A 13,159-nucleotide genomic window follows, 5' to 3' on the forward strand; every position below is an offset into this window, starting at 1 on the left:
CACCCAATGAGGGTGATGCCGGGATCAGCCCTGCTTGGGGAGCGTGAGGCAAGGTCTTGGCGGCGATTCCGCCGCGAGGTGGGCACCGGGGGGTAACCACATGGCAAGTCAACTGAACAACGGCGTCTCGCGCACACGATTCCGCGCGGTTGTTGCGCTCATCGCAGTCTTCGTCACGGTCGCGGGGTTCATCCTGCCGACGCCGGGTCAGCCGGCGGCGTTCGCCGGCCCCGGGAGTCTCATCAACGGCGTGGTGTGGGCCGACACGAACCGTGACGGACTGCGCACCACGGGTGAGCCGGTCAGCGCCGGCGTTACGGTCGAGCTGCTGACCTCCCCGGGCGGCACGGTCGCCGCCACGACGACGTCAGCGGCGAACGGCACGTACTCGTTCGCGAACGTCGCCGACGGTAACTTCGTGGTGCGTGTGACCGCGCCAGGGTCGTTCCGCTTTCCCGCGGCCGTCTCTGGCGCCAACGACTTCATCCGCGCCGGAGCACCGCTGCCCGGCCAGCCCGAACGCGGTGTCTCAGCTCCGTTCACGATCGCGGGCGGCACCCGCGTGACCGCATTGGATGCCGGCATGCAGCCGATCGCGGATCTGGTCGTGCAACAGCTGCCGATGGCGAACGCGTGCGAGGGCCTGGCGTTGACGGGTACGCCGCCGTTCGACGCGGCTGACGGCCCTGGGATGGACGCCAGTTCAAGCAACTGCGTCGTGCGCACGACGGACACCGTCATGCAACAGTTCGCTATTTCCCTGACGGGCCTCCCCGGTGGGACGACCGTCCCGAACGTGATCGCGGAGTACACGATCGGCCCCGAGCAGGGCGCGAGGCTGGAGCTCGTCGGTCCCGGTGCCAGCGGGATGCCCGCGGGATGCCTCGGCGCTGGCAGTGGCGCGGTCCCGGTCTCGTCCGTGACGAACAACGCAGACGGTTCCATCACGGTCCGCTGCAACGTCGGCACGATGTCTTCGACAGTGGCAGCGATGCAGCTGTCGTACCGGTTCGCGGGCACCACGCCCATCCCCTCGGCCGCGCGAATCTCGCTGCGTGCGTTCGCCGCGGCGGGCGAAGCGGGGGTGTCCAACACTGTTACCGGGCCTCGGGTCGAGGTGACCGGTACGGCGGCGTGGGATCTGCGGAAGACCCGCTACGTCGGCAACGGCTCCATTGATCCTGGCCCCACCTTCACGGAGCAGAATTTCGGCGCCGGGATGGAAGCGGGCTACCTGGTTCGCTACGTGTTCAGCATGGCCGACATGGGCGGCGCCCGGGGCAGCGACCTGAATTGGCCGGTGGCCTTCACCGATGTGATGCCGGAGTTCACGGGCGCGCGGATCACCGAGTGCCGGGGAGCAAACACGGCAGACGGGCTCGGTATCACCGTTAACTCACCGTGGCGGCTGAATTGCCCGCTGAACGAGGTGCAGGGCACCGACGGCTGGAACGTCAGCGCCCAGCCGAGCAACACCGCCGATGCCGTCAGCATCGGCTACATGGTCATGACGGTGTTCGTCCCGATGGCGGAGATGAACCGGGCGATCGACCCGGCGTGGATGCCGGGTGGCCCGAACCCGACGGGGACTTTCGATTTCGACAACCGTGCGCAGGGAACCGAAGGCTGGAAGCTCAACGGCGACGCGCTGAACTTCGGCGATGGTCGCGAGCCCGGCTGGAACGGCACCGGCAACAACCTCGTCACCATCGCCGCCAGCGCCGCAGCGCCGCGGTGGGACCTCATCAAGGGCTTCGGTGGTGGTCCGGTGATCACGACCCACACGATTGACGGGGTCGCTGTCTCCGGGGTGCTCGTCTCATACGGCATGACCGTCCGGGACCTGGCCGGTGCCGACAATGTCGGGCCGTGGCTGGACCGTCCGGTGACGTTTAAGGACCGGATGACCAGCCACCCCGGAGCACACCTTGTCGACTGCTTCCCGACGAACACAAACACCGGTGTTGCGAGTTGTGAGACCGGCCCGCAGCCGGCCGACGGCTGGGACATGAGCTTCGAGCCGAACCAGCGCGGCTTCGATCTTCGTGAAGGAAGCTTCTGGGCGCGGTTCTTCATTCCGATGGAGCAGATCCCCGGTGACATCTGCGCGACCAACGTGAGCATCAACCTGCGCAACGAGGCGATCGACTCTGACGGCTGGACGGCGGGAGGCGAGCTGAACAACGGCACCGGGTTCGAGCCCGGCTGGAACGGCACCACCGCTACCGGCAACAACGTCGACGCGCGCAGCATCCGGCCGAGCGCCGACCAGTGCGGCACACTCACCGGCAACAAGTCCTTCGTGCGCAACGGCAATACGATCAACGGCTTTCCGACCTTCGGTGGGGACAACAGCGCGATCTCGTTCGTATCGCTCAGCGCGAACAACAATCGCGTTATCGTCCCTGACCTTCGCCTGTGCGACGTCTTCGACGTGTCCGTGTACTCGATCTCGGGCATGGCGACCATGGGCAGCTTCCCCTCAGGTGTTAACGTCAATCCCGCTAACTACGTGATCGAGTACGCGGTCGGACCGAACACCGTGAACACACAGGCTGGCCCGCGCAACACCACGACCAACCTGTTCCCGATCGACTCCTCTTCGCTCCAGACGGCTGCCCGGCAATGCCGTGACAGCGCCGGGCCGTGGTCGACGAACCCGGCGGTGGATTTCGGTGCGGATTGGCGTGACCGGGTCAACATGGTGCGGGTGCGACCGGTAAGCCCGACCCACGTAGAGATCGGGCCCTTCAACGCACACCTGGTCTTCGGACTCACCACGCGCACGTTCTACAACGGCGGCCCGAACGCGGGGGAGGCGATTCCCTCCGGTGTCCGGACCACCAACATCGGCGCGTGGCCAACGGGCACGACCGGCTCGAACTGGGGGATCGGCCAACGTGAGATGTTCTTCACCGGTATGACGCTGGGAGTCGACAAGAACGCAACGCCGACGCAGTACCGCCCCGGCGAAAGTGTGGTGTGGAACCTCAACGTGTCAGCAGGGCGGACCACCGCCGGTGCGACCCTGCGTGAGGTGCAGGTGGTGGACACCATTCCCGCGGGTCTGCACTTCGACCCTGCTTGCACGCAGAACCTGCTGCCGCCGAATGTGACCGTCAGCTACGACGCGACTACACGTCAGGCGACGTTCCACGCCGGTGACATCCCGATCACCAGCACGACAGGGGGGCAGTGGTTGTTCCACCAGTCTGTTGCGGGTGCGCCGCGGCTGAGGATCTGCACCACGGTGGACTCCCTCGCCCAGCCCGGCGACTCGTTCGTGAACAACGTCCTCGCGCGCGCAAGCAATGCAGAGAACCAGCCGACCAACACTGGGACGATTCAGGTGGTGGGAACCGGGCAGCTGGGTGTGACGAAGGTTGTGGACAAGCCGCTGGTGGAGTCGGGTGAGGCGTTCACGTGGTCGGTGGACTGGGGGAACACGTCGACGGAGATCGCGTTCCAGCCGCCGGACATCATCGATGTGCTGCCGTGGAATGGTGACGGCAACTCCGCATCGGGCTCTGCTCGCGATCAGTACGAATCGGACTACTCCGGGATCGTGGAGTTGACAGGGCCTTTGCCGGCGCCGACGTATGTGCGCGGTGGGACAGGTGTGGGTAACGCCGTGTCGGGGACCTGGTATTACTCGTTGAATGCGCCGCCGACGCTGAACCACGATCCGCGGAACGCGTCGAATGCGAACCCGGAGGCGCCGGGTGGTGTGTGGCGGACGGCGGCGGAGATCACTGACTTCGCTGATGTGACGGCGGTGCGGTTCGTGTCGGGGGAGTTCCTCCCCGTGTCATCGCGGGTGCGTGCGCTGATCTCGATGGTCTCTGTCAGCTCGGATCTGGACAACGTCTACGTGAACCGGGCGATGATCTTCTCGGGCACGTTCCCGGACCAGCCGCTGCTGTCCAGTGAGCCGTTCGTGCTGATGCCCGGGTTCACTCTCGGCGACCTGGTGTTCAGTGACCGCAACGGAAATGGCCGCGTCGATGGCAACGAGCGAGGTATCCCGGGCGTGAGCGTTCAGGTGCTCAACGCCGCCGGTGATGTCGTCGCAACCCGGGTCACGAACTCGGCGGGGCGTTGGTCGGTGGCAGCGTTGCCTGCAGGGACGTATACGGTGCGGATCCCCGCGGCGATGTTCGCCGACGGCGCTCCGTTGGAGAAATTCGTGGTCCGAACCGCCGGGTCCGGAACGGCGCTGGCCCCGAACGAGGGTGCCGACAACAACAACACTGCCGCGCCTGACCCGCAGGTCAACGGGCTCACCAGTTCGCCGGTGACCTTGTCCAACGTGCGCACCGCCGGGCGGTTGACCGGCGGCAACGGGCCCACGGGTGATGATGTGGCAGGGCTTGCCGGAGAGCTGATCCCCGACTCATTCACGGCGTTCACCGTCGATCTGGCTCTGATGCCGGAGCCGGACATCGAGATCAAGAAGGCCACCAACGGCGACGACGCAGAGGTGGCCCCCGGCCCGAACGTGACCGTCGGGGGTGCGGTGCGGTGGACATATGTGGTGCGCAACACCGGTGGGGTGAACCTGACGGATGTGACGGTCACCGACGACAAGGTCCCTTCCGCTGACATCGACTGCAACGGCACCGACAGCAATGTCGTCCCTGGTCCGATCGCTCCGGATGCCACGTTCACGTGTGTCGCGACCGGTACCGCGACCCTCGGCCAGTACGAGAACACCGGGACGGTGAGGGGTCTTGATCCGACGCTCGCGCCGGTGTCGGATGAGGACCTGTCGCACTTCTTCGGCATCGCTCCCGAGGTCGACATCGAGAAGGCCACCAATAGTGAGGACGCGGACGTGCCCACCGGCCCGAACGTGACTGTCGGTGAGGACGTCCGATGGACGTATGTGGTCCGCAACACCGGTAACGTGCCGCTGACCAACATCACCGTCACCGACGATGTCGTGCCCGCGGCAGACATCGACTGCAACGGCACCGGCAGCAACGTGATCGCTTTGCTGGCGGTCGATGACGTGATCACCTGCGCGGCGACTGGAACGGCGACGCTGGGTCAGTACGCGAACCTGGGCACCGTCACCGGCAACGCCCCGCAGACGACCGATGTGAACGGCATCGTCGTCGCTGGGGCGCAGGTGAGTGATGAGGACTGGTCGCACTACTTCGGCATCACCCCTCAGGTGGACATCGAGAAGTCCACCAACCTCGAGGACGCGGACCTGCCCACCGGCCCGAACGTCACCGTGGGTGGCGAGGTCCGCTGGACCTATGTCGTGCGCAACAACGGCAACGTGCCCCTGACCAACATCGTCGTCACCGACGACGTCGTTCCTGCTGAGGACATCGACTGCGACAACACCGGAGAGAACACCATCGCCGGGCCGCTCGCCCCGGATGGCATCATCACCTGCGTCGCCACTGGAATGGCCACCCGTGGTCAGTACGCGAACCTCGGCACCGTGACGGCTGTCGGCCCGGAGTCCACCGACGTGGACGGCGAGGCGGTCGAAGGCGAAGAGGTCGACGATGAGGACTGGTCCCACTTCTTTGGGATCACGCCCTCCGTGGACATCGAGAAGGCCACCAACGGTCAGGACGCGGACGTGCCCACGGGCCCGAACGTGACCGTCGGCGGTGAGGTGCGCTGGATGTACGTGGTCCACAACACCGGCAACGTGCCGCTGACGGACATCGTCGTGACCGATGACGTGGTGCCCGCTGAGGACATCGACTGCGAGAACACCGGCAGCAACCTCATCGCCGGCCCGCTCGCCGTCGACGACACCGTCACCTGCGTCGCGACCGGAACGGCCACGCTCGGCCAGTACGCGAACCTCGGCACCGTCACCGCAGTCGGACCGGCAACCACCGACGTCAACGGCATGCTCGTGGACGGAGCTCCCGTGGACGATGAGGACTGGTCGCACTACTTCGGCATCGCGCCCTCCGTGGACATCGAAAAAGCCACGAACCTCCAGGACGCCGACGTGCCCACCGGCCCGACCGTGAACTGGGAGACCCCGGTGCGCTGGACCTACGTGGTCCGCAACAACGGCAACGTGCCGCTGACCGACATCGTCGTGACTGACGACATGGTGCCCGCCAAGGACATCGACTGCGAGGGAACCGGGGAGAACATCATCGCCGGGCCGCTCGCGGCCGATGCGACGATCACCTGTGTCGCCAACGGCACGGCGGTCCTCGGCCAGTACGCCAACCTCGGTACGGTGCTGGCGGTCGGACCGGAGACCACGGACGTGAACGGCGTCCGCGTGGACGGCACTGAGGTCGCCGATGACGACTGGGCGCATTATTTCGGCATCCAGCCCGCTGTAGACATCGAGAAAGCCGTCAACGGCGATGACGCAGACACGCCGACCGGCCCGCTCGTGGCAGTCGGTAGCGAGGTGCGGTGGACCTACGTGGTCCGCAACACCGGCGACGTGCCGCTGAGGAACATCATCGTCACCGACGACATGCTCGACGATGCCGACATCAACTGCGACGGTACCGGCAGCAACATCATCGTCGGCCCCATCACCGTCGACGGCATCGTCACCTGCGTCGCCACCGGCCTCGCCACGGCGGGGCCGTACGCGAACACCGGCACGGTGCTCGCCGCCGGCCCCGAGACGACCGACGTCAATGGCCTCGTCGTCGAAGGCGCCGTAGTCACCGACGAAGACCTGGCCCACTACTTCGGCGTCGCACCGCAGATCGACATCGAGAAAGCCACCAACGGCGAGGACGCCGACGCGCCGATCGGTCCGCTCGTCACCGTCGGCGGTGTGGTCCGCTGGACCTACGTGGTACGCAACACCGGCAACGTGCCGGTGACCGACGTCGTCGTGACCGACGACATGGTGCCCGCCGAGGACATCACGTGCACGGCGCCTGACGGCACCGAGACGAGTTCGAACAACTTCGACGGCCCGCTGGCGCCCGACGAGCAGTTCACCTGCACGGCGACTGGAACCGCGATCGCCGACCAGTACGCCAACCTTGGCACCGTCATCGCCCTGGGGCCGGAGACCACCGACGTCGCCGGCAACACCGTCCCCGGCGTGCCGGTGACTGATGAGGACTGGTCGCATTACTACGGCACCACCCCGCGCATCGCGGAACCGCCGGCGAATCCTCCCGCAGGGGCATCCGGCAGCGGTTCGCCGCCGGTATCCGGCAGCGGGTCGCTGCCGGTCACCGGGGCCGAGATCGGATCCCTGCCTGTCGCTGCAGGCGGAGCGCTCATCGCCGGTCTGCTGCTGTTGATGCTCTCCCGACGCCGCCGCACGGACGACAGGTCCTAGTGGTCAACTGACCAGCCCGAGCCCGAGCGCCCCCGACTTGGGGTTCGGGCTCCGCTCCGGCCGTTAGCGGCTCTGAGGCGCACGGGCGCCTTGCAGAACCGACGCAACGGCCCGCGTCGGGGACGCTTCATCACCCGCGCGGTGTGAGCGGCGAGTCCTGCCGCCGCAGATCGTCACATGCCGCCAGGCGGCCTCTGCGCGCCACTTCGCGTGGCTAGGATGCACAAGTGTCGGAATTGAGGGTCGCGAACACCGCATCGCCGACAAGCCTCGGAGCCGACGTTCTGGTGTCCAAGACGACGCCCCGGCGCTCTAGGACCGGCGGGGTGAGTCGACGTGGAGTCATCGACAGTGCTCGGCAGAGCGGGGCGCCGATCGTGGCCGTGACCTCACCGGCCGGCTATGGCAAGTCGACGATGCTCGCCGAATGGGCAGAGGCGGAGAGTCGCCCCGTCGCCTGGGCGACGGTCGACACGTACGATGACGACCCCGTCGCTCTGCTCACCCTGCTCGCCACGGCTTTCGCTCACGTGTCGCCGCAGGCTGACGCCCTCTCAGAAGAGATGGTCGCGACGGAAACGGGGGTTCTCGGCCGTTCGGCGCCGGTTCTCGCCACCGCCATCAGCAACGCGCCCACGCCGTTCGTCCTCCTCATCGACGACATCCACGCCGCATCTTCGGACGCCTGTCACGACGTCCTGGAGGTGGTGCTCGCAGGGGTGCCGGCGGGCTCGCAAGTCGTGCTGGCGAGTCGGCACGAGCAGCCCTACCTCGCCCGTCTGCGCGCGGAGGGAGCGCTCTTCGAAGTGACCCCTCGCGAGTTGAGGATCGGGCACGACGGCGCGCGGGCGATCTTCCGGGCTGCAGGCGTAACCGTCTCCGACGAGACCCTCGGGTGGGCGGTCGATCGATGCGAGGGATGGGCTGCCGGGTTGTTTCTCTGCGCCTTGGCGGTGCGCTCGGGCGCGGATGTCAGTGACATCACGGGCCGCGAACGATTCGTTGCGGACTACCTGTATGGCGAGGTCCTCGTGGGCCTCTCCGACGATGCGCGCGAGTTCCTGCGCCGCTCGGCCGTGCTCGAGGAGATGTCCGGGCCTTTGTGCAATGCGGTACTGGAGCGCAACGACTCACACGCGCAGCTGTTGGAGCTGGAGTCCCGGAGCGTGTTCATCGTGGCGCTCGACAGGGATCGCCGGCTCTTCCGCTACCACGCTCTGTTCAGAGAGTTTCTTCTTGCCGAACTGGCTCGCGTCGACACCCACACGATTGGTCTTCTTCACCGCCGTGCAGCTGAATGGTGCGTGGCAGACGGATCTCCGGAACGCGCGCTAGAGCACTACCACGCGGCGGGAGAGCTGAGACTGGCGGGACGTCTGGTCGCCGCGTTGGCAATCCCCACGTGGCAAAGCGGCCGTGCCACGCTCGTGGACCGGTGGCTCAGCAGGCTCGGTGGAGCCGCCATTGAGGCATCACCGGAGCTGATGGTGATTGCCGCTTGGACGGCAGCGCTCCGCGGCCAGTCGCCTGCTGCGGAAATGCGAGCCTCCATGCTGGAGCGCACCAAGGTGGAATTCGAGACCCAAGACGAAGCCGTCATCTTCGAGTCGTCCCGTGCGATGATCCGCACCGCGATGTGCGTTCGTGACCCCTCAGGGATCCTCGATGATGCGCGGTCCGCCGCGGCGAACATCCCCGAATGGAGCCCCTGGCGAGCCCCCGCGCTGTATCTGTTGGGAACCGCATGGATTCTCAACGGCAGTGTCGATCAAGCGCGCCGCGCCTTCACCGATTCCGCGGAGCGGGGTCGGAGGGGTGGGAACACCATCGCCATCATCCTCAGTGAAGCCGAGCTCGCCGCACTCGCCCTTGATGGCCCGTCGGTGCAGACTGCGGCTGACCACTCGCATGAGGCCATGAGAAAGATCGACGAGCACCACATCGACGACTACCCCACGGCGACCCTGGCCCTTGCCGTCTCTGCGCGCGTCGCACTCCGCCAAGGCGATGGTGCTGGAGCACGCCAACTGCTCGCACGCGCGATGCGAGCGAGGATCCACTGCACTCACGTGGTGCCATTCGTCGCCATTCGCGCGCGGATCCAGATCGCCAAAGGGTTCGCCGCTGTAGGAGATGCCGTCTCTGCGCGGCAACTGATGAAAGAGGTCGACGACCTCCTCCTGCGTCGTCCGAATCTCGTTGCGCTCGCCGATCCCGCGGCCGAGCTTCGCAACATCCTCGGCAATGATGTTGGCAACATCCTCGCGCTCCCCCTCACCCCCGCGGAGATGCGCCTGCTTCCGTACCTGCAGACCCACCTCATGATCGGGGAGATCGGAAGCAGGCTGTTCATCTCGCGGAACACCGCCAGCACCGAAGTCAAGTCCATCTACCGCAAGCTCGGTGTCACCACGCGGTCGTCCGCCGTCGAGCGCGCGATCGAGCTCGGCCTCCTCGGAGAGTGAGAATCAGCATCAGCGAAGGTCCGCGTCGACACCCAAGGCCGACGCGAACTTCGGAGCTGCTTTGACGACGCATGAGCGTCCGATGAGGGGCATCACGATTTCCAGCACCTCGACGATTTCAGTCGCGCTGGCTCCGGCGGCGAGGGCGTCGTCGATCTCGCGGTGAACCGAGGACTCGGCGCCCGACGCGGCGACCAAGGCAGCCAATCGGATGAGCGCACGCGACTTGGCTCCGATCGTCTCGCCAGGGTCGGGTGCCTCGTCGAACCGGGGCGAGTCGATCGTGAGCCGCCGCAGATAGTCTGCGTAGTCCACGTCTGGTCCTCTCTGGGGTTTGCCTGACCGCTTCCGCTTCGAATATGAGCGGCTGGCCACAGTGAAGCAAGTCACCGTCCTTTCGCGCGTCACTCGATTCGAGTGATGTCTGCGGAGCGTTCCACCCGCCTCGGGTGATGCCCGTCCTCGCCACGCCGCCCTAGGCTCCGATTTCGACCGCCGCTCTCGTCTTAGAGGCCGGCACGGTGAAAGGGGTCGGGTCATGTCTGCGGAGCGCTTCATGTTGCTGGTGGTACTTCCGGCCGTTGGGGTCCTGGCGGTGATCGCGCTCGTCCTGTTCGGCACGACCGCCACAGAGGAATCGGATGCCGAGGCCGAGGCATCCTGGACCTTCATGGCCTATGTCATGGGCGACACCGACCTCGAGCCGTACGCACTCGACGACCTCACCGAGATGGCGACGGTCGGATCCAGCGACGATCTCAACATCGTGGCGATGGTGGATCGCAGCCCCGACTACTCGGACGACGGCGTCCTCAACCTCGACGACTGGGAGGACACCAAGCTTCTCGAGGTGCGGCAGGACGAGTTCATCGAGGTCGCGGACCTCGGTGAACTCAACACCGGCTCCTCCGACACGCTGGCCACCTTCATCGAGACGGCCATGACCGAGTACCCGGCCGAGAACTACGCCCTGCTGCTGTGGGACCACGGCGGGGGATGGCTGGGCATGGGAGCGGACCAGACCGACGGTGAGGACGGGCTCGAGCTCGACGAGATCTCCGCCGGGATCGACGCCGGCCTCACGGCAGCGGGGGAGGAGAAGCTCGACTTGCTCGGCTTCGACGCCTGCCTGATGGCGACGTTCGAGGTGGTCAGCACGCTCTCGCCATACGCGGACTACCTCGTGGCCTCGGAAGAGGTCGAGCCCGGCCACGGATGGGACTATCGCGAACTCGCGGCGGTCAGCGAGGATCCGGACATCGCCGCGCCCGACCTCGCGATGACGATGATCGAGGGATACGAAGCACAGGCCGAGGAGGAGGGCACGGAGTCCGACATCACGCTCGGGCTGATCGACCTCGCCGCAGTCCACGATCTCGAGGTCGCGATGAATGACGTCGCCGAGGCCTTTGTCGCCGATCCGATCACGTACAGTCCCGATGTCGCATCAGCGCAGAACGACGTGCTCGAGTTCGGCCGAGACCCCGACCCGACGAGCAGCTCCTACCAGATCGATCTCGGTGGGTTCCTCGCGAACCTGGCGGCTGAGGAGGGCGAGATCGCAGGCCTCGCCGACGCGGCGATCGCGGCGCTGGACGCCGTGGTGCTGGAACACATCGCAGGACCCGCGACGAGCACCTCGACTGGACTGTCGATCTACTTCCCCCCGACTGAGAACCTCTTCTACGAGGACTACATGGGCCTGGACGACGTGCCGGCGTGGCCCACGATGCTGGCCCAGTACTTCGCCAGCGGGGCACTCCTGGCGGAGGAATCGCGCGCCGCCTTCACCGAAGCGATCAACCCGGTCGTCACGCTCGGCGAAGACGGCGTCGGCGTGTTCGCGCCGATGCCGGCCGCCGGTGCCGAGTCGGTGGCGGACGCCTCGGTGGCCGTCGGCTTCGACAACGACGGGGAGCTGGTGTACGTGCTCGAGATGCCCGCGACGGTGATGGAGCAGGACGGCGCGGTCGGCGTCGGAGCCGAGTACGACCTGACCTACTTGACGATCGGCGACGGCAGCGAGGATGCGCTGGTCTACCAGAGCCTCGGCATCGACCCGGGAACGGGTCACACCGTGATCGACATCCCGATGGACTATGTCGCGCCCGGCGACGATCCCTCGGAGTATCGCGACGCGCTGATGACCGTCGTGCTCGACGAGGATGGGTCGATTCTCGAGCAGGATTTCTACGCTCGGGACTCCACCGGCTCGCTCGGCGCGTTCGACCCCGATCCCGACGGTCTGCTGTTCCCGATCGCGCTCGCCTCAACAGCCGACGGCGAATGGATCTATCAGCAGACGGTGCCGGACGGGATCACCGCTGACTTGGATGCACTCGAGTTCTTCGTGAACGACATTCCTGAGGGCACGGAGCTGACCTTCGATCTCTCTGTCACCGACTTCGGCGGCCAGAGCGACTACACCAGCGTCTTCGCGACGGCGCGATGAGCCTAAACGCGAATACCGGTCGCGGGAAGATCACTCATCGTGGGTGAGTCGGCCCGCGCTAGAACTCAGAGAATGAAGACCTAGAGGAAGGAAGTTCCATGACTGATTCCGCGTTCGACGAACTCGGTCCCGTCGACTTCGTCGTCGTCGAGTTCCCACCTGGCCACTCCCACTTCACCGGCGAGATGGCCGCCGAACTGCTCACGCTCGTCGACGCTGGCACGATCCGCGTGATCGACATCCTCGTGCTCACCAAGGACGCGGACGGCACGATCGAGGCGCTCGAGCTCTCGGAGCTCGACGACCTCGGACCCCTCGTGCGTCTGGAAGCAGACCTCGCGGAACTGCTCGCCGCCGACGACGTCGCGCATCTCGCCGCAGCGATGGACCCGGGCACCGTGGCCGGCGTCCTCGTCTACGAGAACCTGTGGGCCGCCGGGTTCGCGTCCGCGGCCCGGCGCGCCGGTGGACAGCTCATCGCCAACGGCCGCATTCCCATCCAATCCATCATCGCCTCGATCGAGGCCGATGCCGACGCCGTGCAGATCGGAGCCTGACATGCTGGGAAGACGAGTCGGACGCGTCGGCGTCATCGGGGCGCCCGTCGCCAAGGCGGCGGTCGTCGGGGCGGCAGTCACACCCGGTCGTTCTCCGGTTGCGAAGGCTGCGGTGGTCGGCGCCGCGGTGACACCAGGCCGCTCACCGGTCGCCACGGCTGCTGTCGTCGGCGCCGTCGCCACACCGCGTTACCGCCGCATCTAGGCGACACATCGTGGACCGCATACGCCTCACGGATCTGGCGTAGACCGCGGGCGCAAACGTGATCCCCAGTCGCGTACCCCCAAGCGCGCCCGCCTCTGCCCCCCGCTGCTCGTCAGCGGGGGGCAGACCTTTGCCCCCGGGCGGCGAACCCTCGTGGGTGAGCGCAACGCGGTGCGT

General features: G+C 66.6%; 6 protein-coding genes. 5 read left to right on the forward strand and 1 reads right to left on the reverse strand.

All coding sequences use genetic code 11. The annotated features are described in order from the left end of the window. Positions 1-100 precede the first annotated feature (100 nt). Together ASD56_RS12450 and ASD56_RS12455 are read left to right on the forward strand one after the other, a co-directional pair. A complete protein-coding gene (locus tag ASD56_RS12450; RefSeq protein WP_055966181.1) occupies positions 101-7,303 on the forward strand; it encodes a DUF7507 domain-containing protein in 7,203 nt (2,400 codons plus the stop codon). Positions 7,304-7,680: 377 nt separating this feature from the next. Then, positions 7,681-9,768 carry a helix-turn-helix transcriptional regulator gene (locus ASD56_RS12455; RefSeq protein ID WP_157536082.1) on the forward strand — a complete coding sequence of 696 codons (2,088 nt, stop codon included), beginning with the start codon at positions 7,681-7,683 and terminating at the stop codon, positions 9,766-9,768. Positions 9,769-9,777: 9 nt separating this feature from the next. Here the strand turns inward: ASD56_RS12455 and ASD56_RS12460 are convergent, their stop codons facing one another. Continuing rightward, positions 9,778-10,083: a carboxymuconolactone decarboxylase family protein gene (locus tag ASD56_RS12460; protein ID WP_055966185.1), complete on the reverse strand. Its 306-nt coding sequence runs from the start codon at positions 10,081-10,083 to the stop codon at positions 9,778-9,780. A 223-nt stretch (positions 10,084-10,306) separates the two neighbouring features. Between ASD56_RS12460 and ASD56_RS12465 the strand changes: the two genes are divergently transcribed. From ASD56_RS12465 to ASD56_RS16050, 3 genes are all read left to right on the forward strand, one after another. Then, positions 10,307-12,220, forward strand: a complete 1,914-nt coding sequence (locus ASD56_RS12465) for a clostripain-related cysteine peptidase (protein ID WP_055966187.1) — start codon at positions 10,307-10,309, stop codon at positions 12,218-12,220. A 98-nt stretch (positions 12,221-12,318) separates the two neighbouring features. Continuing rightward, a complete protein-coding gene (locus ASD56_RS12470) occupies positions 12,319-12,777 on the forward strand; it encodes a DUF6325 family protein (protein ID WP_055966189.1) in 459 nt (152 codons plus the stop codon). A 1-nt stretch (position 12,778) separates the two neighbouring features. Further along, positions 12,779-12,982, forward strand: a complete 204-nt coding sequence (locus tag ASD56_RS16050; RefSeq protein WP_082541462.1) for a hypothetical protein — start codon at positions 12,779-12,781, stop codon at positions 12,980-12,982. Positions 12,983-13,159: the final 177 nt, after the last annotated feature.

The sequence above is a fragment of the Microbacterium sp. Root166 genome (assembly GCF_001427145.1).
Taxonomy (GTDB): Bacteria; Actinomycetota; Actinomycetes; order Actinomycetales; family Microbacteriaceae; genus Microbacterium.

Excerpts from the sequence above, each read along its gene's own strand:
- ASD56_RS12450 (WP_055966181.1), top strand. The coding sequence starts at position 101 with ATGGCAAGTCAACTGAACAACGGCGTCTCGCGCACACGATTCCGCGCG.
- ASD56_RS12470 (WP_055966189.1), top strand. The coding sequence starts at position 12,319 with ATGACTGATTCCGCGTTCGACGAACTCGGTCCCGTCGACTTCGTCGTC.
- ASD56_RS16050 (WP_082541462.1), top strand. The coding sequence starts at position 12,779 with ATGCTGGGAAGACGAGTCGGACGCGTCGGCGTCATCGGGGCGCCCGTC.
- ASD56_RS12465 (WP_055966187.1), top strand. The coding sequence starts at position 10,307 with ATGTCTGCGGAGCGCTTCATGTTGCTGGTGGTACTTCCGGCCGTTGGG.